The sequence below is a fragment of the Nonomuraea sp. NPDC052265 genome (assembly GCF_044547985.1).
GTDB lineage: Bacteria > Actinomycetota > Actinomycetes > Streptosporangiales > Streptosporangiaceae > Nonomuraea.
The window spans coordinates 107913-128784 of record NZ_JBIUBJ010000002.1; the positions used below are offsets into that span (position 1 = coordinate 107913).

Consider the following 20872-nt stretch of genomic DNA (forward strand, 5'->3'; position numbering starts at 1 on the left):
GGGTGCGTCCGGCCGGGCACCGCATCACTCGCGTCGGCGACGGCACCCTGCCTGAGCGGTGGCTGATCACGCAATGGCCCGAATTGGCTGGGCCAGGGTAAACGGACCAACGGTTAGTTCGCAGGGGTCATTGGGTCGGCCTCCTAAGGGGAATGACGGTTCCTCTGTCATCCGAGGCGGTCTCGTTGGCCTTGACTTGGAGGACGAGGACTGCTGCGGCGAGCGCGGTCTGGTCGGCGGTCCACCGGGCGTCCTTCTCCCTAGCTCGTGCCTCTTTAAGTGCGTGCCGCAGTCGAGCGTTGTCACTGCGGAGTCGTTTCTCAGTTTCGGTGATCTGGTGAGTCTCGCTACGGACGCGGGCCTTGAATACCTCGCCGAGGTCCGCGTGTCTTTTGTAGAGCGCCATTCTGTTGACGTCGGCTTCAGCGGCGAGAGCTTCGATGGTGAGGCTGCCGCTGGAGTAGGTGGGAGTGCCAGCGAGAAGGCGGTCGATGGCGGCGGTGATGCGTTTGCGCTCGGCACCGTGGAGATCACAGTCGTCGGTCATCTAAGGATCTCCTGGGCGGTGCGGGCGGCAGCGGAGTGGGCGTCGGCGATTTGACGCCAGTCGGCGGCTTTGGCGTGGAGAGCTCGGGCCATGGGACCAGGGACGTGGGCGGCTTGGCGATCGAGGTGGTCGGCTTGCTCGCGGGCGGCACGGGCGTGCTGGTCGGTGCGGACCGCGTTGCCGCAGCCCTTTTGGCAGGCGAAAGTGAGCGGGGCGATTGCATCCGCGTCAGGCTCGCATAGGGCGTTTTGATGCTTGAAAGAGCAAATCAGGAACGCGTTAGGGTTGTCGAAGAGCAGGCGTCCGTCCAATTGACGCAGTTGTTTGGTAGCTCGGATGGTGGTGAGGGCGCCTGCGAACTGCGGAGTGTCAGCTGCGTCCAGGAGCGCGCGCCGAGCTGCGGGGCCGGAGATTTTCTCGCCGGCAGCCGTAGCGTCGCGTAGGCGGTCAGCCGTGTCTGCGGTGGCGAGGACGGTCTCCATATCGAGGATGCCGTGCATGCCGCGGCGGCCGCGGGCGCCATAACTGTGAGAGGTGCGTGCGTCGAGGAACGTGCGCATGTGCCCGTACTGGATCGCGAGCGCGATCAGCCCGCCAGGACGCCGTGCGATATGCCACGCCAGTGTGCGGCGCCACCGAGATGGGCTGATAGGACCGTGGGGGTCATCGGGGACTGTCTGCTCGGGAAGGCCCTGGGCAAGGGCTTCCCGGTTGATCCAGGCCACAAATGCTCTAATCCGGTCTGCGATGCCTACCAGCGTGAGGCTGCCCTGCTGCTGGCGGTTGTCCGTATCGTGGTGGATCGAGCTGAAGAGAAGCTCTCCTTCAGGGACCATACGTTCCAGGACCCGGATGGCGTTGACGACAGGGCGAATGGCGACCCAGGGAACAGTGCGCTCCTCGCCTCCTGAAACGTGATGACCGTTGTGGTCTCGGACGTTCTTGTAGTGGTGCCCGCGAATCAGGTATGGATCGGCCTCCTCCTCCGTCAAGGGCTCGTCGGATTCGATGGCCTCCGTGTTACTGGCGAGGCTGTGGACGAGGTGATGGGAGGTGCCGTCAGGGGCGGGATCGGGGCAGCAGCCTGCCCGCAGCCCTTGCACCTCCTGTGGGCGCATGCCGGTGAGGTAGAGGACGATAATGGCGGCTGCCGTGCCCAGGTGCCGCCACAGACACTGGGCTTCGTCGTAGTCGATGTTCTCGCGCCACGGCTGTCCGTCGATCAAGCCACTGATCGGTATCAGCATGGGGCAGGGGCCCGGCCGTTCGGCCGCCAACCTCGTTAGGTCATGTTTAACTGCGGCCCACTTCACCTGCTGGTAACTGGCGCCGGTCTTGACGGCGATATAGGTCCGTGCCAGGCCAGTGCGGCCTCGGTGAGTGGCGACGGGGATGACGGTGTTGGCCTTGAGGAGGTGTTCCACATAGGTGCGAAGGGCCGCAGCACCTTCCGGTGTCGACTCGGTGCTGTTGGCTTGGTTGGCGATGCGGGTGCGTTCGTTCCGGGCAGCGAGGATGTCGTCGGCGAGGTCCTCGATCATGCGTATCGACCAGACCAGCAGCGGGCCGACGACGGCCGGATCCAGCGGCTCCGTGGTGTTTTCTCGTGTGCTGGCCTGCTTCTCCTCGGGGAGGAAGTCGTCGATGCCCTCGGTGTCCCACGGCGGCCGTGACACCTGTGTTGGGGCGGTCGTGAGCTGGTCGAACTCCCACAGATCGGAGAGTTGGTTGAGGGAGTGTTCCATCGTTGTGCGGTTGACACCGGATGCCACGAGTCCGCTGGCGTAAGCGCGCCAATGGTCGTCCGTGCATTCGGAGAGTCGAGCCACCTCCTTCTGTCCTAGCCAGCGTGCCCACCGCAGCCACTCGATCAGCCGTTGGTGCAAAGAGCTGACGCTGTGGCGGGTGAGCGTCCGGCGGCGTGCAGCGACGGTGGGGCGGCGTTCACCATTGATGAGCGTCCAGGCCAGGACCTTGAGGTCCTCGCGGAGGTGAGCAGGGCAGTTCTTCCAGTGAATCCGGTTGAGGATCGTGCCGGGCCGGTCAGTGAGCGGACCAAGCGACCAGGTGTCGTCGCGAACGCGGTTGTTGAGGTGGTTGTTGCTGGCACTGATCCAACGGGGCTGGATGACCAAGTCGTCTGGCAGTGGGGCGGCCAGGATGAACGGGTCGTCGATGATGTCGGGAGCGATGGTCACGGGGTGAGGTCTCCCTTGAGGAGATGTTCGACGATCAGGTGGTCCCGGTCGGTGGCGCGGTGCAGGGCACCGTCGAAAATGTCCTCGCCGACGCGTTCCCGCAGGTTATCCAAACGAAGCAGAGGCTTGTTCCAGGTCCGGTCGAAGTGGCGGCTGGGCATGACTCCGCGTAGGGAGATCAGGCACTGGCGCAGAAGCGCGAGGCGGGGATGGTGGCCGTCGTGGACCCGGGAGTTCGGGCAGGCCAGGCAGTTCATGAAGGCTGTTTTGCAGCCTCCGTCTGGGTCTGACCACTGGCTGGACTTGGCATCTGCACAGTCGGACGTGACGGTTTCCTCGTCCCCGGGGCCGGGAGCGCTGGTGAGCTGGCCCATGAAAGTGATGTCGCGGGCCTGCTGCAGGGCTTCCTCTGCGCCGGCCGCGATAACCTTCCGGGCGTTCTTCTGGACGCGCTTGTCGGGCAGCACATAGACGCTCTCGTGCGTGCCCCGCTTGTGCTGCAGCGGTTCCCCCTCGTCGACTACCGCCGTTCGGCGCAACGGCTGAAACGGGGACCGTGTCAGCCCATGCCGCCGCTTCCACCAGTGCGCGTCGGAGCTGCCCAAACCGAAGCCGAGCGGCCAGATTTGCGGGGGACGATCGCCGTCTCCGTGCTCGGTGTTCGTCCGGTGGAGGCGAAAGACCATGAGAAGGTCGATGCCGGGGACGAGCCGAGCCGCCAAGGCACGGGCATGTGCTGTGGCCTCCAGCGCCTGGCTAATCAGGCGACCTTTGGAGTCCGCGCCTGAGTCGGTGATGTTCTCCGTGTTCCACCACCTTCCCTCGCCAGCGCGGTGTTTCTCCACATGAACCTGGTACGTGATGGTGCTGGTCTCTCCCGCTGACGGCGTCCGTACTGGCACCGGTACCCGGTTGTACATTGACAGGTTCCAGCCCCACTGGTCGGTCATCAGCACCGCCAAGGCGATCAGCTCAGAACGCATCAAAAACAACCGCCCCCACGTCTGCAGCGGCTGGCCTCCCCCGAGCAGCCCCGGGTTGGAAACCTCAACCGTGCCGCAGGGCCGAGCGGAGCGGGGGACGTCGCCGGTGACGGCGAGATGGTCGAGGATCTTGCCGATCTTCCATGCCTTACTGCGTTCGGCCAGTTGACCGGCCCGATAGCGGTTCAGGTGGGCCGTGTTCTCCCGGATCCGCAGCAGGGCCGTCCGGAACTCCCGCTGCGCGGCTCTCTTCACCTGCTGATATTCGTCCTCCCCCATGGACTGTCGCGTCGATGCCAAACGCCTGGCGGGGCGGGCGAGCTCCTCGGCAGCCAGTCCTTGGTTCAGCCGAGGATCACGCCGTAGCAGCCGCAGCAGGTTGGCAAGGTTGGCCCGCCTCCCAGCGGTCATGAAACTGTTCCGCAGAAGACGCAGCATTGCAGGTGAAACCTCGTACAGGTCCTGCGCAGGATGCCCCTGGTCCCGCAAGAATGCCGCGAACGCCTTCACAGCTGCCCAGTACGCGTGCGAGGCCGAATGGGCGTTCCAGTTCCGAGACTGGCGGGCGAACACACGAGCCAAGGACAGCTGCATCGGTTCGGGAACGCCCAGGTCGGCAAGGCCCGCGAAGTCGTGAACCTTCGTGGCGCCGCGGTGGTTGACCAGGGTGACCTTCAGGCCGGTCTGATCGGTACGCGGGGTGGCTTGGAATCCGGCGGGCGGCAGCACCGCCTTGTGGCCGCGGGGGCTCACGTTGGCACCTCATCGTCGGTGTCGGGCATCGGGTGGCGGTCTAGCAGCACATCCAGGTCCTGGATCCCCGACGTTTCTTGTGCTAGCCGGGCGAACAGGCTCGTGACCCGCTCTGCTCCACCGGTCTGAGTACCGTCAGACGGATGTCTCCTCTCATTCTCATCGAACGCGAGGAGGGTCTCCAGCCGCATGTGGCGGACGGGCGAGAGGTAGTGATCCTTCGTCGTTTCCACATCCGTGTGCCCGAGCAACTCGCACACCAGCAACCACGGATCCCCGTACAGTAAGGCGAAGTCTCTGCGCTCGGTCGGTGTCAATCCGAACTTCCGGTTGACCAGGTCATTCAGCACCACCAGCATGAACAGGCTGAACGAGTGCCGGGTCATGTGCGGAGTTGCCCAAGGGACACGGCCGCGGGCCTCGGCTGTCCGCAGATGCCGCGGCACCTGCCGTTCCTGTGAGGTCAGCAGCTGCTCCTCGCACCGCAGGTTCGCCAGCCGGAACATCGTGTTCCAGCGGTCAGGCAGCATCGGCATACCTTCCTCCGTCAGCCACAGCCACCATGGCTCCGGCCCCTGCTGGCCCTCCGTGAACAGCCATTGACGTTCCCGCCAGTCCAGCGCTCCCAGCTCCCGGCGACCCTGCACACCGTCTCGGTCCACCCACCTCACCACTGGTTCTGGGCTTCGCGTCACCTCCGTCACCAGCAGATAGGGCAGGTGGTCGTAACGACCCTGGCGCTGGGCTTGCGCAATCGCCCACATCCGCTCGGACTCCCTGTATGCCTCCACCTGCCGCAACGCGTCCGCCCGCGCATAAAACACCCGTATTTTCTTCGACCGAGTCAAGGCCCACGGCACTGTCCCATGAGAGAACAAGCCCCGCCGCAGGCGCTGGTCGGGCAGCTCGAACGCCAGCAGCCCTCCGACCTCCTGCCTCCGCATCCCCGAGCTCAGCGCCAACTGCGTGAACGCAGTGTTCCGCAACTCTGTCCGGCCATCCCACCCTGGCACCCGCGTTCCGTTAGGCCGCAACCTCCGCAGCCCCAGGTCCATCCACAACCGCCACGTCCGCGGCGTCAGCCACCGCACGTAACGTGTTCGCGCGTACGCCGCCCGATCCTCCCGCCGGCCCACATCCACAGGAAGCGGGTCCACCTGCCCCCATTTGAACAGGCGCGTGAACGCGGCCGCCTCACGGTTCCACTTCGCGCCACTGATCCGCTGCGGATTCAGCGGCGAATTACACCGGAACTCCCGGTAAGCGGCCAGATCATCCTCGGTCGCCTGCCACCACGCCACCCCCCGAGTCCACAACCAGTCCAGCAGCAAGCGGATATCCGTTGCATAATCTTCTCTCGTGCTCCGCGCCAGATAGCGGAACCCTCTCGACATCACAAAATCCAGCAGATCCGGATCCACCTGAAAATCCGGCCGTACGAACACCGAATCCCCTGGCCGCAAGCCTGCCCGCTGTACCGCCCCCTTTAGGTCACTGACTCCCAGCACGCCCTCCGCGGGCTCCGGGCCCCAATGGTCCCAGTCCGGCACAAACACCACACGCCAGCCACTCATCGGATGCCTTCCTAGACGCTTGAACACATCCAAGCATCAGGGAATGGCGGCAGCCTGGTCGTGATCGGCCTCCGCCACGGCCAGGCCAAGGTGGCCGCCAGATGGAACCTCCCGTTCCCCCGCGGCACCCTCACCCCCCTCACCGACCTCTTCGACCGCGAAGGCATCACCGAGATGGTCATCGTCGGCTACGGCAGAGGCGAGACGGTGACTCCCGCCGTCGACGAGGCCAGGCTCGTGGCCACCGCGTCGGAGATCCGCGTGGGGGAGGCGATCCGCGCCCACGAAGGCCGCTACTGGTCCTACGTCTGCGAGCTGCCCCGGTGCTGCCCGCCCGAAGGCACCCCGTACGACCCGACCACCAGCCACATCGCCGCCGAGGCGACGGTGCGCGGCATGGTCGCCCTCCCCGACCGCCGCAGCCTCGAACGCACGATCGCCCCCGCCACCGGCCCGGTCCGCATGGCGATGCGCCGGGCCACCGCCACCGCCGTCGCAGAGGTCCGAGCCCGCCTGACCGCCGCCCCCGACCTGGACACCTTCGCCCAGAGCTACGTCGCCGCGGCGCTCACCAAAGTCAGGGCTACCCTGAGCGCCCACGCCGGCGGCGTCCGCCTCGACGACGTCGAAGCCGCCCGGCTGGGCCTGGCCCTGACCGTGATCAGAGTCCGCGACGAAGCCTGGACCATGATGCAGGAGGCCCACCTGCCCTTGTGGAAAGACCTCACCCGCCGTCTGGAGCCCCGCTTCGTCCCTCCGGCGGCTTCCCTGCTGGCCATGGCCGCCTGGCGCACCGGCGACAACATTCTCGCCACCATCGCGCTCGAACGCGCCCTCACCACCGACCCCCACTACTCGATGGCCAACCTCCTGACGCACGCCCTGCAGAGCCTGCTCTCACCCGCCGTCGTCCGAGACCGCCTCCCCACCCCCGACGAGCTCGACACCGCCATGGGCCCGGCCAACGGCGGCTGGCTGATCCCCATGCTCGGGCTGCTCGACGACGACCCGTCCCCGCACGGGCCCGACCGGCACAGGGGGCCGGGTGGGGGCGCATGAAGAAAGGGTGCCGGTGACATCGACCAGCACCCTCTCCACCAGGACTACAGGCTGCCTTCCTCGCGGCGGCGGCGCTCGTTGTACGCCCGCATCCGAGGGGGATAGCCCGTCAGCTGCACGTCGTACACCGGTAATGCCAGATCTCTTGCGACCTTGTGGATCACGGCAGGCGACCCGACCCTGCGTCTGGTCCACTCGCCGTCGTCAGCCACCGCCACGGCGGTCGTGTCGGTGGCGAACGTCTCCGGCTCGACGTAGAACTCGACGCCACGCCGCGAACGTGCGAAGGCGATGAGCGCTTCGATGTCGGCGTCGGTCGCCTCGCGGTCGAACCGCGCGATCTTCTGCCCGCGCAGCCGACGGATACCGTAGCGGTCTCGCCATCTCATGAATCCTTTTTATACCGTCTGGAGCTCCGGCGTCGGGGATGATCTCGGGGACAGCTCCGGGTTTCTCCCGATGGCACGTCCGGCTCCGAGGACGCAGTATGAGAGTTGACCGCCGATTCCAAGGAGAGGCATGACCATCATGGCTGGGGTACCCAAGACCCCCGGGCCGGGACAGGTGCCGCCAGCTCATCTGCGCGTCACCGACCTGGACCGAGATCACGTCGTCGAGCACGTCAAGGCCGCCTACGCGGAGGGCCGGTTCGACAAGCTGGAGTTCGACGACCGGCTGGAACGCGCGATGACCGCCCGTACCCACGGTGACCTGATGCCCATCATGAACGAGCTGTACGGGACGATGGCGGTGCCCAGACTCGCGCCGCCGATGCCTCCGCCGGTCCGTCCGGTGCGGTCCTCGGACAGCAACGAGCGCCTCCAGGCGGCCTTCGGCCACCTGCTGATGGCCGTCGGGATCCCGGTGGTCGGCCCGTTGATCCTGCTCCTCACGGCGGCCAAGACCTCGCCGTACCTGCGACGGCAGGCGCTGGAGGCCCTGAACTTCCAGCTCACCGTGGTGGGGGCGACGTGCATCCTGCCCATCACCGTCATCGGCATCGTGCTTCTGCCGGTGATCTGGGTCGGGGCGATCGTCCTGGGCATCGTCGGCGGCATCTCCGCCCTGTCGGAGAGCCACTTCCGCTACCCGCTGACGGTACGGCTGGTCAAGTAACGCTTCTTCCGCGCGGGGAGGCTGTCCTCAGGGGAGAGGGCGGCGTTCCTACGGGTGGGGATGCCCGAAGGACTGCGGGGGCGGGATGTCGGGGGACGTCCGAGGGCCGTACTAGGGGGGATGCCCGAGGGACGGGCGGCCGGAGGACGTCGGACGTCGGGGACCGTCCGACGGATGTGCGGGCGGGGCCTGAGGGAATCGCGGACGGGCGCGGGTAGTCGCTGGTGGGGTGTCGGGAGGATTTGCGGGGAATGTCGGGGCGTGGAGGGTGGTGCCGGGGGAAGGCCTGGCCCGCCCCCGAGGTGACGAGAAGCCGGGGGCGGGGCCGAGAAGGGGACCGGAGGGGCGGTCAGCGGGCCAGGACCTCGTAGCGGACGGTCATCACGCCCGAACTCAGGCTGCCGATCGCGTCGAACGCGGCCCTGGAGAGGTCGAGACATCGTCCGCCCACGTACGGGCCGCGGTCGTTGATGCGTACGGTGACCGACGAGCCGTTGCGCGAATTGGTGACGCGGACGCGGCTGCCCAGGGGAAGGGACTTGTGGGCGGCGGTCATGGCGGAGGGGTTGAAGCGTTCGCCGCTGGCCGTCATCTGGGGCTCGCCGTAGTACGAGGCGCCACAGGTCCCGGAGGACAGGACGCGGACCTTCGGCTTCGTCGTCCTGAGCTTGACCGGCTTGACGGTCTTGGCCGTCTTCGCCGTCTCGGACACCGCCGTCTCGGACGCCGGCGTCTCGGTGACGTCGGGCCGTGCGGCGCCGGGCGCCTTGGGCGCGGGGGTGGCGCCGTGCGGGGAGTCCGGGACGTTCTTCGCGCCGGGCCCCGAAGCGGTGGAGGTCGAGGCGCTGGGGCTCGAAGCGCTGGGAGCCGGGGTCATGGGCTTGGCCTGGGAGACCTTGGCCGCGACCGGCGTGTTGGGGGACGTGCGGGCGGAGGGGGCCGCGGTGGCGGCGTCCTTGGCGGTGGTGGTGCCGGGGGCGTCGTTGCCGACGGCGGCCCAGGCGGTGGTCGAGGCGGCGGCCACGACGGCGGCGCCTGCGGCGATGGCGGTCCAGCGGCGCTTGCCCGGGGAGAGCCTGCGGTCGTTGGGGGACGATTTGTGGGAGTGCTGGCCCAAGGTAAACCACGGTCCTAGCTAGGGGACAGGAAAGGGAAAGGCCAGGTCGTGGGGGTGTGGAGGCGTGTGACGGCCTGTCCGCCCGCAGGGGATGGGGGATCCGGCGGGCGAGGAAGAACATATGCGACAAACAGCGGGTAAAGACAACTTAATGCGACATACAGTGACATATCCCACTTAAGGGCGCAAGAGGCCCAGAACGTCGAGCGTACGCCGAGGATCTTGGGGTTTCCGGAGAACGACAGAACTCGCCCAAGACCACGGGGCAGGAGAATCCGGCCTCAAGCCACGAACGGGAGCCGGCATGGCCGGGCACCCCTCGCGGCCGGCCTCTCCCCGCTCAGGGCGTACTGTGCGCCCGGCGAGCCTGAACGGGAGAATTGGTTTCAGAACATGAGGGAGCGGACGGTGTCCACGGTGTCGGCGTCCTCGGCCCGCTTGTCCGGCCGGTACCGCAGCACCCGGGCGAAGCGCAGCGCCATCCCTCCGGGGTAGCGCGGCGAACGCTGCACGCCGTCGAAGGCGATCTCCACGACCAGCTCGGGCCGGAGCCGGACCGCCCATTCGTCGGTGGGGCCGTCGGCGAGTTCGAGGAATCGCTCGGTCTGCCAGGCCAGCAGCTCGTCGGTGAGCCCCTTGAACGTCTTGCCGAGCATGACGAACCCGCCCTCGGGATCACGCGCGCCCAGATGGAGGTTGGACAGCTTGCCCTGGCGCCGCCCATGGCCCCACTCGGCCGCCAGGACCACCAGGTCGAGCGTGTGCCGGGGCTTCACCTTGACCCAGCCCGCGCCGCGCCGGCCGGCGGCGTAGGGGGCGGACAGAGACTTCACCACCAGGCCCTCGTGGCCGGCCTTGACCACGTCGGTGAAGAACTTCTCCGCCTCGGCCACGTCGGCGGTGACCATCCGGGGCGTCAGCAGGCCGGGCGGGACGGCGCGGGCCAGGGCCTCCTGGCGCTGCGAGTACGGCAGATCGAGCAGGTCTGCGCCGTCGGCGCGCAGCGCGTCGAAGAAGAACACGCTGAGCGGGGTCTGCTCGCGCAGCCTGGCGACGTCGGTCTTGCTGGAGACGCGGCTCGCGGTCACCTGGAACGGGTGGGGACGCCCGTCCGGCCGCAGCGCGAGAACCTCGCCGTCGAGCACCAGGTCGGCGCGGTCGAGCCCGAGCACCGCCTCGACCAGCTCGGGCACCTGGGCGGTGATGTCGTCGAGCGTGCGGGTGAAGACCCGCACCTCCGCGCCCGAGCGGTGGGCCTGCACGCGCACGCCGTCGAGCTTCCACTCCAGGGACGCGGGCGTGCCCGCCTTCTCCAGCGCGGCGGCCACGTTGGGCGCGCTGCCCGCGAGCATGGGGGAGACCGGCCGTCCCACCTCCAGCTTGAACGCGTGCAACGCCGCCACGCCGCCCGTCAGCGCCGCCGCGCCCACGGCGGGCAGCCAGCCGCGCAGGGTGAGCGCCCGCCGCACGTCGGCCGACGGCGCGCTGGACGCCTTGGCCACCGCCTCGATCATCACGCCGTCGAGGGCGCCCTGACGCAGTTCGCCGTTGAGCAACCTGCGCATGAACTGCTGCTCCTGGCTGGTCAGCCCCGCGAACAGCTCCGCGACCAGCGCCCTGCGCGCCGCCTGCGAGCCGGGGCCGGAGACGGCCTTGATCCGGGTCAGCAGCGCGTCGACGGCCGTCAGCGTGGCGGTGGCGGCCAGTTTCGGCTGCGGGACGTCCTCCAGCGAACGCCAGCCCACGCCCACCTGACGCTGCGGCAGATCACCCGACAGGTAGGCGATGGCGATCTCCGCCTCGTCCGGACCGACCCGGGCGAGCAGCTCGGCCAGATGCCCGACCTTGCCGAGCCGTGCGGAGGTGCGCGTCACCGCGTCGGAGGTTCGGACCACGTCGATCAGAAGCACACCGCTATCGTGCCTCACCACGCCGACATTTCCCCACCCGATATGTCCCGGGTTTTGCCAAAGCGGAAGAAGGCGGGGGAGAGGAAGACGGGAAGCAGGGGAGGCGGGCGGGCCGCTGTCGGCGGCCCGCCCGTTCCCGGTCTAGCTGACGCCGAGCAGGTCGACCACGAAGATCAGCGTCTCGCCGCCCTTGATGCGCGGCGGCGCGCCGCGGTCGCCGTAGCCGAGGTGCGCCGGGATGACGAGCTTGCGACGGCCGCCGACCTTCATCCCGGCGACCCCGCGGTCCCAGCCCGCGATGACGCGGCCGCCCCCGAGCGGGAACTCGAACGCCTGGCCGCGGTTCCACGACGCGTCGAACTCCTCCCCGGACGAGAACGAGACACCCACGTAGTGGACGCTGACGTTGTGGCCCGGCTTGGCCTCGGGGCCAGTGCCTTCGACGAGGTCGACGATCTCCAGATCGGCGGGCGGGTTGCCCTCGGGGAAGTCGATCTCAGGCTTCTCGAGTGCCACGAATGTGCTCCTGTTGACGGTGACAATAACCCGACGACTCTATGCCGTCGGGATATCGTCGTCGTTCATGGCCGCCCTTTCTCCCGACTCCGTGCTGCTCACCGGGCGCGTCGCCGTGGTCACCGGCGCGGGCCGGGGCATCGGGCTGGCGATCGCCGAGACGTTCGCCGCCTTCGGCGCACACGTCGCAGTCTGCGACCGCACCTGGCCCCAGACACCCCAACCGAACCCCACATCGCACCGATCGAGCCCAGCACACCAATCGAACCCGTCGAACCGGGCCGGTCAGGCGGACTTGGCGGACCGGGCGAACCCGGCGGGCACTCCTGGGGTGGAGCTGGCCATGACGCTGGACGTGCGCGACCCGGTCGCGGTGGAGCTGTTCGCGCAGGCGGTGCGCGAGCGCTGGGGACGCGTCGACGTGCTGGTCAACAACGCGGGCGGCACGTTCCACGCGGCGTTCGCGGACGTGTCGCCGCGCGGCGAGCGAACGCTCGTGGCGGAGAACTTCACCCAGGTCACCGGCATGATCAGGGCGATGCTCCCGTTGATGCCCGAGGGCTCCTCGATCATCAACGTGACCTCCAGCGAGGCACACCAGGCCGCGCCCGGCTTCGCGGTCTACGCCGCGATGAAGGCGGCCGTGATGAGCCTGACCAAGTCGCTGGCGCTTGAGCTGGCCCCGCGCGGCGTCAGGGTGAACGCGATCGCGCCCGACGCGCTGCGTACGGCGGGGGAGGCGGGGGTGCGCGAGAGCATGTCGGCCCGTCCGCTCCCGTACGACCCGGCCCGGCTGCCGCCCCTCGGTCATCTCGCCGACCCGGCTGAGGCGGCGGGGGCGGCCGTGTTCCTGGCCGGTGGCCTGGCCGGGTTCGTCACGGGGACGACGCTCCACGTCGACGGCGGTATCCACGCCGCCGGCGGCTGGCACCGCACCTGACCCACCGCCGCCCCGACGCCCCGGCCCCACCGGCATGCCGGACACCCTTGATCGACATGCCCGCCGGCATGCCGGACAGTGCGGCCTTGGGCCAGCGCCCTGCACAGATGTCCGCCCCCATGCCAGTGTCCCGGTGGGGTCGCCGGAGTGGCGCCCGTCATCGGTCGGATGAGCATACGTACGCGGGCCTGGGGCGGTGGGGAGGGGCGGGCGTGGGCGCGTTGGGGGCACCCGCCGCCCCGTTCGTGCGGGCAGCACCGGGTGCCCGGTCGGAGACACACGGCCGGGCGGTGCTGGGGCGGCGGGTGGGGTTGAGTCAAGGGCGGGGGAGCCAAGGGTGAAGGGAGCCAAGGGTGAAGGGAGCCAAGGGGGTGAGTCGAGGACGGGTTACCAGCTTTGGTGTAGCGGCATGCCTTCCGCGTAGCCGGATGAGCTCTGGATGCCGACGACGGCGTGGCGGTGGAACTCCTCCAGGGTCGCCGCCCCCGCGTACGTGCACGACGACCGCAGCCCCGCGACGATCCCGTCGATCTGGTCCTCCACACTGGGACGCTTGGGGTCGAGGTACATGCGCGAGGTCGAGATGCCCTCCTCGAACAGCGCCTTCCTGGCCCGGTCGTAGGCGGAGTCCTCGGCGGTCCTGAGCCGTACGGCCCGCGAGGAGGCCATGCCGAAGTTCTCCTTGTACTTGCGCCCGTCGGCGTCGGTACGGGCGTCGCCGGGCGACTCGTACGTGCCGGCGAACCACGAGCCGATCATGACGTTGGACGCCCCGGCGGCCAGCGCCAGCGCCACGTCACGAGGGTGCCGGACGCCGCCGTCCGCCCAGACGTGCCTGCCGAGACGGCGGGCCTCGGCCGAGCATTCGAGCACCGCCGAGAACTGCGGACGTCCGACGCCGGTCATCATCCGGGTGGTGCACATGGCGCCCGGGCCCACGCCGACCTTGAGGATGTCGGCCCCCGCCTCGACCAGGTCGCGCACGCCCTCGGCGGTCACCACGTTGCCCGCCGCGACCGGCACGCCGGGGTCGAGCGCTCGTACCGCGCGCAGGGCGGCGATCATCTTCTCCTGGTGGCCGTGGGCGGTGTCCACGACCAGGCAGTCGGCCCCGGCCTCCAGCAGTTCCTTGGCCTTGGCGGCGACGTCGCCGTTCACGCCGACGGCGGCGGCGATGCGCAGGCGGCCCTGGGCGTCGAGCGCGGGCTGGTAGAGCGTGGCGCGCAGCGCGCCCGTACGGGTGAGGATGCCGACCAGCCGGCCGTCCTCGTCCACGATGGGCGCGAGGCGGTGACGGCCCCCGTGCAGGCGGTCGAAGGCGGCGCGCGGGTCGAGCCCGGCGGGCAGCGTCAGCAGCTCGCTCGACATGACCTCGGACAGCTGCGTGTACATGTCCACGCCCTGGCAGTCGGCCTCGGTCACCACGCCGACGGGACGGTTGTCCCAGTCCACGACGATGACGGCGTTGTGGGCGCGCTTGGGCAGCAGTTGCAGCGCCTCGCCCACGGTGTCGTGCGGCGTGAGGGTGAGCGGCGTGTCGTGGACCAGGTCGCGCTTCTTGACCCAGTCGACCACCTCGGCGACGACGTCGAGGGGGATGTCCTGGGGGATCACGGTGATCCCGCCGCGGCGGGCCACGGTCTCGGCCATGCGGCGGCCGGCGACCGCGGTCATGTTGGCGACGACGACGGGGATGGTGGTGCCCGTGCCGTCGTTCGTGGAGAGGTCGACCGCGAGCCGCGATCCGACCGAGGAGCGCGACGGCACCATGAACACGTCGCTGTAAGTCAAATCGTAACGAGGCTCTTGGTCATTGAGAAACTTCACGTTCATCCATCTTATGGGGTGACAGGTTCAACAAGGGGTCTCCCCCTTTCTCCGGGGCTTATGATCGGCCGGGGACACATTTGGGGGAGGGAAGTCGTGGACATCGTCGAACGGGACGAGCTGACCGTGGTGGGCTTCGCCGTACGCACGACGAACGCCGACGAGGCGGATCCGGCGCGGGCGGCGCTGCCCACGCTGTGGCAGCGGGCGGGCGCGCCGGGGGCCTTCGCGCACGTGCCGGCGCGCGTCGACGAGAACCTCTACGCGGTGCTGACCGACTACGAGAGCGACCACACCGGCGCCTACACGCAGATCGTCGGGATCGGCGTGCGCACGGTGCCGCGCCTGCCCGAGGGCATGGTGGCGGTGCGCGTGCCGGCCGCCAAGTCGCTGCGCCTGGAGGCGCGCGGGCAGATGCCGCAGGCGCTGATCGAGGCGTGGCGGCAGGTGTGGCAGCACACCGAGTCGGGCGGTCAGCCCTTCCGCGCCTTCACCACGGACCTGGAGGTCCACCACCCCGGGGGCGCCGACCTTTACGTGGCCGTCTAGGCCCGAGGAGTCACAGGCCGAGCGCCTCGGCCGCCGCCGCGACGGCCGTCGGCTTGACCTCCTCCAGGGGGAGGCCGGCGTACTCGACCGTGCAGTCGGCCATGCCGCCGAGCGCCAGTGTGGCGCGGATCTGCTGGGCCCGCGTGAGGTCGGGGCCGAGCAGCAGGGCGATCAGCACGCGCCGCCATTCGAACATGCGCTGGCCCAGGTCGAGGTAGGCCAGGATCGAGATGTCGCGCACCATCATCCCGGTCACCTCGCGGTGGCGCCACATGAGCTCGAAGTAGTCGTCGAGCAGCGCGCGCGGGTCGCCGGGCTCCCGCGCGGCGGTGAAGCGCTCGAAGTCCTCCACCAGCGGCTGGACGATGCTGCGCACCAGGTCGTCGCGCGAGGCGAAGTGGTAGTAGAGCGCCGTCACACCCCTGACCGACGCCGACCGTCTCAGGCCAGCACCCCCTGCTCCCGCAGCTTGTCCGCCTCCTCCGGCGGCAGTCCCCAGGCGGACAGGTCCGCGAGGCGGGTGGCGGGCGACAGGTCCGGGGCCGGCACGCCGAGCAGGCGCGGCGCGGGCATCGGGTGGGTCACGCCGCCGACCTCGGCGAACGTCCCCCGGGCCACGTTGTGCGGGTGCCGCGCGGCCTCGGCCATGGACAGGACGGGGGAGACGCAGGCGTCCGACCCCTCGAACAGGGCCTCCCACTCGGCACGGGTGCGCTTGGCGAACTCCTCGGCCAGCCGGGCCTTGAGCGCGGGCCACTGCGTCCTGTCGTTCCTGTCGGGCAGGCCGGTCAGGCCCATCAGGTTCACCATGGCGTCCCAGAACTGCGGTTCGAGCGAGCCGACCGCCAGGTAGCCGCCGTCGGCGGTCTCGTAGGTGTCGTACTGGGGGGCGCCGGTGTCGAGCAGGTTGGTGCCGCGCGGGCCCCAGAAACCGCTCTGCGCGGCCTGGTAGAACATCGAGAACAGCAGGGCGGCGCCGTCCACCATGGCGGCGTCGATCACCCGTCCCCTGCCGGTGCGCTCGCGCTCGAACAGCGCCAGCAGCACGCCGTAGGCCAGCATGAGGCCGCCGCCGGCGAAGTCGCCGAGGATGTTGATCGGCGGGGTCGGCTTGCCGTCCTCGCGGCCGAGCATCGACAGCACGCCGGAGATGGCGATGTAGTCGATGTCGTGGCCGGCGGTGGGCGCGAGCGGGCCGTCCTGGCCCCAGCCGGTCATCCGGCCGTAGATCAGCCGCTCGTTCACCGCGTGCAGGTCGGCGGGGCCGATGCCGAGCCGTTCGGCGACGCCGGGACGGAACACCTCGATCACCACGTCGGCGTTGCGGGCCAGTTCCTTGAAGGCGGCCACGCCCTCGGGGGACTTCAGGTCCAGGCCGATCGTCCGCTTGCCACGGTCCATGACGTCCGTACGGGGTCTGTCGGACACGGCCTTCACCCGGTCGACCCGCAGCACCTCGGCCCCGTGGTCGGCCAGCATCATCCCGGCGAACGGCCCGGGAGCCAGCCCCGCGAGCTCCAGCACGCGCACTCCGGCCAGCGGACCGCCACTACCCTTCGACATGGACATCTCCTCGACAGTTGAACAAGCGAACGCTTGGCATGGGGCTCCGAACCCGCCCCAGTAGAACAACCTTCGGGGAGTCGTGGCAAGCGGCCTTTCCGCGTCCTCCCCGCGAACTCGTGGGAGGTATGGGAAACTTGCCCACTGTTCGGGTGGTCTACAGATCGCCGGCGTCCAGCGGCTGTCTGCAGCAGGCGCTCGCGCCGCTACAGGGGTAGGACATGGTTTCGGAGAGCAACCGGCTTGTCGCCAGGCGCTACCAGTTACTGCGCGAACTGGGCCGCGGGGGTATGGGCGTCGTCTGGGAGGGCTACGACACGCTGCTCAACCGGCAGGTGGCCATCAAGGAAGTACTGCTGCCCGAAGGGCTCTCGCCCGGCGAGCAGGAGCGCCATCTGCTGCGCACGGCCCGCGAGGCCCGTACGGCGGCCAAGCTCAACCATCCCTCCGTGGTGGCGGTCTACGACGTGGTCGAGGAGGGCGGCCGGCCCTGGATCGTCATGGAGCTGGTCGCGCACCCCTCGCTGGAGGAGGTCGTGGCCACCTCTGGGGCCCTGCCCGTACGGCAGGCGGCCGACGTGGGCCGCCAGGTCCTGTCGGCGCTCAGGGCCGCCCACGAGGCCGGGATCCTGCACAGGGACGTCAAGCCCGCCAACATCCTGCTCGCCGACGACGGCCGCGCGGTGCTGATGGACTTCGGCATCGCCACGGTCGAGGGCGACGCCTCGCTGACCAGGACCGGCATGGTGACCGGCTCGCCCAGCTTCCTCGCCCCCGAACGGGTGCGCGCGGACGAGGCGGGACCGCCCTCCGACCTGTGGTCGCTCGGCGCGACGCTGTTCGCCGCGATGGTGGGCCGCTCGCCCTTCGACCGCGGCGAGGCCATGGCGACGCTCAACGCGCTGCTCAACGAGGAGCCCGACTACCGGCGCATCCCGCCGATCATGCATCCGGTCCTGAAGGGCCTGCTGCGCAAGGAGCCCGCCGAGCGGGTGGACGCCGAGGAGGCCGACCGGCTGCTCGCGGCCATCGAGGTGGCGGCCAAGCCGGCCTACACCGACCTGCCGGAGAAGAAGCCGGGCCGCGGGCGCGGGCGGGCCGTGCTGGCCGTGGCCGCCGCGGCCGTGGTGGTCGTCGCGGGCGGCGCCGTCGCCTACCTCAAGCTCGCCACGCCCGCCGAGGGCGCCCCGCGCACCGCGCAGCCGGCCGCCGCGGCCAGCCCGCTGACCCCGTCCCCTTCGCAGCAGCCCACGACGAGCCGGACGCCGTCCGCCACCCCGACGCCGACCGTGCGCCGGGTGCGCCCGCTCGTACGCGCGTGGACCTCGCGGGACGGCTGGTCGATCCTGCGCCCGATCGGCTGGCGGGGCGCGCTGCGCGAGTCCTCCACCGAGTGGACGCGTCGCGACGGCAACGCCCACCTCGGCGTCCAGGCCCTGTTCTCCAGCCTCGACGCCAACCAGATCCTGCGCGACTCGGAGGAGACGCTGCGGGAGGAGGGCCAGGAGGTGATCAACCGCGGCCGCCGCGTGGTCGACCACCGGGGCGTCAAGGCGGTCGAGTGGGAGTTCTCCTGGACCGCCGCCAGCGCCGCGGGCACCGGCTGGATCCGGCCCGGCATGACCTACCACGAGGTGCGCCGCGCGGTGGTGTCCGGCGAGACGGCCTACATCCTGTCCTGGACGGTCGCCCAGGACCAGTGGCTGCGCAACAGGGGGCTGATGCGACAGGTGATCGACAGCTTTACTGTGAAGGCATGACGCCCTGGAACCTGCTCGCCCTGCCGCCGCTCCCCGAGGAGGCGACGCGCGGCCTGCTCGCCGCGCTCGGCGACCGGGTGACGGTCCGCGTGCCCGCCACCCGTGACCGGGCCGGGCTGCTGGCCGCGCTGCCCGAGGCCGAGATCGTGCTCGGCGACTGGACCTCCACGCTCGTGCTCGACGCCGAGGCGGTCAAGCACGCGCCCGCGCTGGCCTTCGTGCAGCAGCCCTCGGTGGGCGTCGACGGCCACGACCTGGCCGCCCTGGCCGAGGCCGGGGTGCCGCTGGCCAACACGCCGGGCGTCAGCGCCGTCGCGGTGTCGGAGTGGTGCCTGGCGGCCACGCTGTCGCTGTCGCGCAGGCTGGGGGCCGCCGACGCCGCCGTACGCGCGGGGGAGTGGCCGCAGCAGGGGCTGAGGCCGCGCGAGCTGAGCGGCGGCCGGGTCGGCGTCGTCGGCCACGGCCCGATCGGCGAGAACTGCGTCCGGCTGTTCCGCGCCCTGGGCTGTGAGGTCTCGTACTGGACCAGGTCCCCGCGGGAGGCGCCCGGCCACGCCGACCTGGAGACGCTGGTGACCGGCAGCGACGTCCTGGTCGTGGTCATCGCGCTGTCGGAGGAGACCCGCGGGCTGATCGACCCGCGCCGCATGAAGCAGGGCGCGCTGCTGGTCAACGCAGCCAGGGGCGGCGTCGTCGACCAGGCGGCGCTGGTCGCCGCGCTGCGCGACGGGCACCTCGGCGGGGCCGCGCTCGACGTGTTCGACACCGAGCCGCTGCCCGCCGGCGACCCGCTGCGCGACCTGCCGGACGTGCTGTTGTCGCCGCACGCCGCCGGGGTGACGCCCGAGGCGACGACGCGCCTGGTCACAGCCACGCTGGACAACCTCGCGGCGGCACTGGAGGGACGAGAGGTGCGTGCCGTGCTCAATGGGGTCTCACCCGTCGTACGCAGGAGATTTCCGCATTCGCCTGCCACATAGGCGTTTCACCTGGCACGGTGAACAGTTTTCGTGTCTTTAACGACCCCGGTCTGTTCGAGTCGGCCCACGGGAGATACGGTCTTACGGACGATCTCTACCAGCTCAAGGGGGTGCTTCCGTGACGACGACGATGTCGACACACCAACGGGCAGTAGAGCAGATCCGGCAGTCCTACGCCGAGATCCCCGGCGACGCCGCTCCCCGGTTGGCCAAGTCCACGTCCAACTTGTTCAGGTTCCGTGACGGGAGCAGGACGGCCAAGCTGTCGGCCAGAGACCTGGACGAAGTCATCAGCGTGGACCCGGCGACGATGACGGCCGAGGTCCAGGGCATGACCACGTACGAGCACCTGGTCGAGGCCACGTTGCCGCACGGGCTCATGCCGTACGTGGTGCCGCAGCTCAAGACGATCACGCTCGGCGGCGCCGTGACCGGCCTCGGCATCGAGTCGACCAGCTTCAGGGACGGCCTCCCGCACGAGTCGGTGGAGGAACTGGAGATCCTCACCGGCGACGGCCGCATCATCGTGGCCCGTGACGACAACGAGCACCAGGATCTGTTCCGCGCCTTCCCCAACTCCTACGGGACGCTCGGCTACGCGCTGCGCATCCGGATCAGGCTCCGCAAGGTCCAGCCGTACGTGCACCTGACCCACATCAGGTTCACCGACGCGGCCAAGTGCATGCTGGCCATGCAGGAGATCAGCGACAGCATGGTCCACGACGGCGAGCAGGTCGACTTCGTGGACGGCGTCTTCTTCGACCCGGAGGAGATGTACATCACGCTCGGCCGCTTCGCAGACCGCGCGCCCTACGTCTCCGACTACACCGGCATGCGCATCTACTACCAGTCGATCAGGCAGCGCAGCCGCGACTGGCTGAGCATCCACGACTACCTGTGGCGCTGGGACACCGACTGGTTCTGGTGCTCGCGGGCGTTCGGCGTGCAGCAGCCGGTGGTGCGCTCGCTGATGCCGCGCCGCTGGATGCGCTCCGACGTCTACCGCAGGCTGGTCGCCCTCGACCGGCGGACCGGCCTGACCGCCCGCGTCGACCGCTGGCGCGACCAGCCCGTCCAGGAGTCGGTCATCCAGGACGTCGAGGTGCCGATCGAGCGCGGCGCGCAGTTCCTGGAGTTCTTCCACGACAAGGTGGGCATGACCCCCGTGTGGATGTGCCCGCTGCGGGCGAGCTCCCGCTGGCCGCTGTACCCGCTGGAGCCCCGCAAGCTCTACGTCAACTTCGGCTTCTGGGGCATGGTCCCGCTGCCGCGCGGCCAGTTCGACGGCTACTACAACAGGCTCATCGAGGACTCGGTGCACGAGCTGGACGGCCACAAGTCGCTCTACTCGACCTCCTTCTACGCCCGTGAGCAGTTCTGGGAGCTGTACAACGGTGATGCTTATTGGCCGGTCAAGCGGGAATACGACCCGAACGGTCGCCTGCTGGACCTGTACGAAAAGTGTGTACGGGGAAGGTGA

The 20872-nt window shown here is 69.5% G+C and carries 18 protein-coding genes; 7 read left to right on the top strand and 11 right to left on the bottom strand.

Features of this window, described 5'->3' with window-relative positions:
* Positions 1 to 127: 127 nt before the first annotated feature.
* From ACIHAD_RS05545 to ACIHAD_RS05560, 4 genes are read right to left on the bottom strand one after another with little or no spacing between them, the layout of a single operon-like run.
* The gene (locus ACIHAD_RS05545; RefSeq protein WP_397353148.1) at positions 128 to 547 is read right to left on the bottom strand and encodes a hypothetical protein; all 420 of its coding nucleotides are present in this window, start codon (positions 545 to 547) and stop codon (positions 128 to 130) included.
* On the bottom strand, positions 544 to 2745 hold the full coding sequence (locus ACIHAD_RS05550) for a hypothetical protein (RefSeq protein WP_397353149.1): 2202 nt from the start codon (positions 2743 to 2745) through the stop codon (positions 544 to 546). Before ACIHAD_RS05550 ends, ACIHAD_RS05545 begins: the two co-directional genes overlap by 4 nt.
* Positions 2742 to 4481 carry a hypothetical protein gene (locus ACIHAD_RS05555; RefSeq protein WP_397353150.1) on the bottom strand — a complete coding sequence of 580 codons (1740 nt, stop codon included), beginning with the start codon at positions 4479 to 4481 and terminating at the stop codon, positions 2742 to 2744. Before ACIHAD_RS05555 ends, ACIHAD_RS05550 begins: the two co-directional genes overlap by 4 nt.
* Entirely contained in the window at positions 4478 to 5926 is a 1449-nt protein-coding gene (locus tag ACIHAD_RS05560; protein ID WP_397353151.1) for a hypothetical protein, read from the bottom strand. The genes ACIHAD_RS05555 and ACIHAD_RS05560 overlap by 4 nt, the downstream gene beginning before the upstream one ends.
* A gap of 189 nt (positions 5927 to 6115) precedes the next feature.
* On the opposite strand from ACIHAD_RS05560, the gene ACIHAD_RS05565 reads away from it, so the two are divergent.
* Positions 6116 to 7114, top strand: coding sequence for a DUF4192 domain-containing protein (locus ACIHAD_RS05565; RefSeq protein WP_397353153.1), 999 nt, complete (start codon positions 6116 to 6118; stop codon positions 7112 to 7114).
* Between the two features lie 44 nt (positions 7115 to 7158).
* Here ACIHAD_RS05565 and ACIHAD_RS05570 read toward each other — a convergent pair whose 3' ends face one another.
* Positions 7159 to 7503, bottom strand: a complete 345-nt coding sequence (locus ACIHAD_RS05570; protein ID WP_352327808.1) for a hypothetical protein — start codon at positions 7501 to 7503, stop codon at positions 7159 to 7161.
* A 130-nt stretch (positions 7504 to 7633) separates the two neighbouring features.
* Between ACIHAD_RS05570 and ACIHAD_RS05575 the strand changes: the two genes are divergently transcribed.
* Positions 7634 to 8230 (top strand): DUF1707 and DUF4870 domain-containing protein, encoded by a 597-nt coding sequence (locus ACIHAD_RS05575; RefSeq protein WP_397353154.1) that lies wholly within the window; start codon positions 7634 to 7636, stop codon positions 8228 to 8230.
* A gap of 349 nt (positions 8231 to 8579) precedes the next feature.
* On the opposite strand, the gene ACIHAD_RS05580 is transcribed toward ACIHAD_RS05575, so the two are convergent.
* The 3 genes from ACIHAD_RS05580 to ACIHAD_RS05590 form a co-directional block, all read right to left on the bottom strand.
* Positions 8580 to 9347, bottom strand: coding sequence for a septal ring lytic transglycosylase RlpA family protein (locus ACIHAD_RS05580; protein WP_397353155.1), 768 nt, complete (start codon positions 9345 to 9347; stop codon positions 8580 to 8582).
* A 386-nt stretch (positions 9348 to 9733) separates the two neighbouring features.
* Complete coding sequence (locus ACIHAD_RS05585) at positions 9734 to 11257, bottom strand: ATP-dependent DNA ligase (RefSeq protein WP_397353156.1); 1524 nt, start codon at positions 11255 to 11257, stop codon at positions 9734 to 9736.
* A gap of 141 nt (positions 11258 to 11398) precedes the next feature.
* On the bottom strand, positions 11399 to 11773 hold the full coding sequence (locus ACIHAD_RS05590) for an FKBP-type peptidyl-prolyl cis-trans isomerase (protein ID WP_397353157.1): 375 nt from the start codon (positions 11771 to 11773) through the stop codon (positions 11399 to 11401).
* Between the two features lie 67 nt (positions 11774 to 11840).
* On the opposite strand from ACIHAD_RS05590, the gene ACIHAD_RS05595 reads away from it, so the two are divergent.
* Complete coding sequence (locus ACIHAD_RS05595; RefSeq protein WP_397353158.1) at positions 11841 to 12713, top strand: SDR family NAD(P)-dependent oxidoreductase; 873 nt, start codon at positions 11841 to 11843, stop codon at positions 12711 to 12713.
* 387 nt (positions 12714 to 13100) lie between these two features.
* Here the strand turns inward: ACIHAD_RS05595 and ACIHAD_RS05600 are convergent, their stop codons facing one another.
* Positions 13101 to 14540, bottom strand: coding sequence for a GuaB1 family IMP dehydrogenase-related protein (locus ACIHAD_RS05600; RefSeq protein WP_397353159.1), 1440 nt, complete (start codon positions 14538 to 14540; stop codon positions 13101 to 13103).
* A 96-nt stretch (positions 14541 to 14636) separates the two neighbouring features.
* Between ACIHAD_RS05600 and ACIHAD_RS05605 the strand changes: the two genes are divergently transcribed.
* The gene (locus ACIHAD_RS05605) at positions 14637 to 15089 is read left to right on the top strand and encodes a GyrI-like domain-containing protein (protein ID WP_397353160.1); all 453 of its coding nucleotides are present in this window, start codon (positions 14637 to 14639) and stop codon (positions 15087 to 15089) included.
* 10 nt (positions 15090 to 15099) lie between these two features.
* On the opposite strand, the gene ACIHAD_RS05610 is transcribed toward ACIHAD_RS05605, so the two are convergent.
* Together ACIHAD_RS05610 and ACIHAD_RS05615 are read right to left on the bottom strand one after the other, a co-directional pair.
* On the bottom strand, positions 15100 to 15507 hold the full coding sequence (locus tag ACIHAD_RS05610) for a TetR/AcrR family transcriptional regulator (RefSeq protein ID WP_397353161.1): 408 nt from the start codon (positions 15505 to 15507) through the stop codon (positions 15100 to 15102).
* Between the two features lie 23 nt (positions 15508 to 15530).
* Positions 15531 to 16652: a CaiB/BaiF CoA transferase family protein gene (locus ACIHAD_RS05615; RefSeq protein ID WP_397353162.1), complete on the bottom strand. Its 1122-nt coding sequence runs from the start codon at positions 16650 to 16652 to the stop codon at positions 15531 to 15533.
* A 221-nt stretch (positions 16653 to 16873) separates the two neighbouring features.
* Here ACIHAD_RS05615 and ACIHAD_RS05620 point away from each other — a divergent pair, with 221 nt between their 5' ends.
* From ACIHAD_RS05620 to ACIHAD_RS05630, 3 genes are all read left to right on the top strand, one after another.
* A complete protein-coding gene (locus ACIHAD_RS05620) occupies positions 16874 to 18412 on the top strand; it encodes a serine/threonine-protein kinase (RefSeq protein WP_397353163.1) in 1539 nt (512 codons plus the stop codon).
* The gene (locus ACIHAD_RS05625) at positions 18409 to 19392 is read left to right on the top strand and encodes an NAD(P)-dependent oxidoreductase (RefSeq protein WP_397353164.1); all 984 of its coding nucleotides are present in this window, start codon (positions 18409 to 18411) and stop codon (positions 19390 to 19392) included. The genes ACIHAD_RS05620 and ACIHAD_RS05625 overlap by 4 nt, the downstream gene beginning before the upstream one ends.
* Positions 19393 to 19522: 130 nt before the next feature.
* Positions 19523 to 20872, top strand: a complete 1350-nt coding sequence (locus tag ACIHAD_RS05630; protein ID WP_397353858.1) for an FAD-binding oxidoreductase — start codon at positions 19523 to 19525, stop codon at positions 20870 to 20872.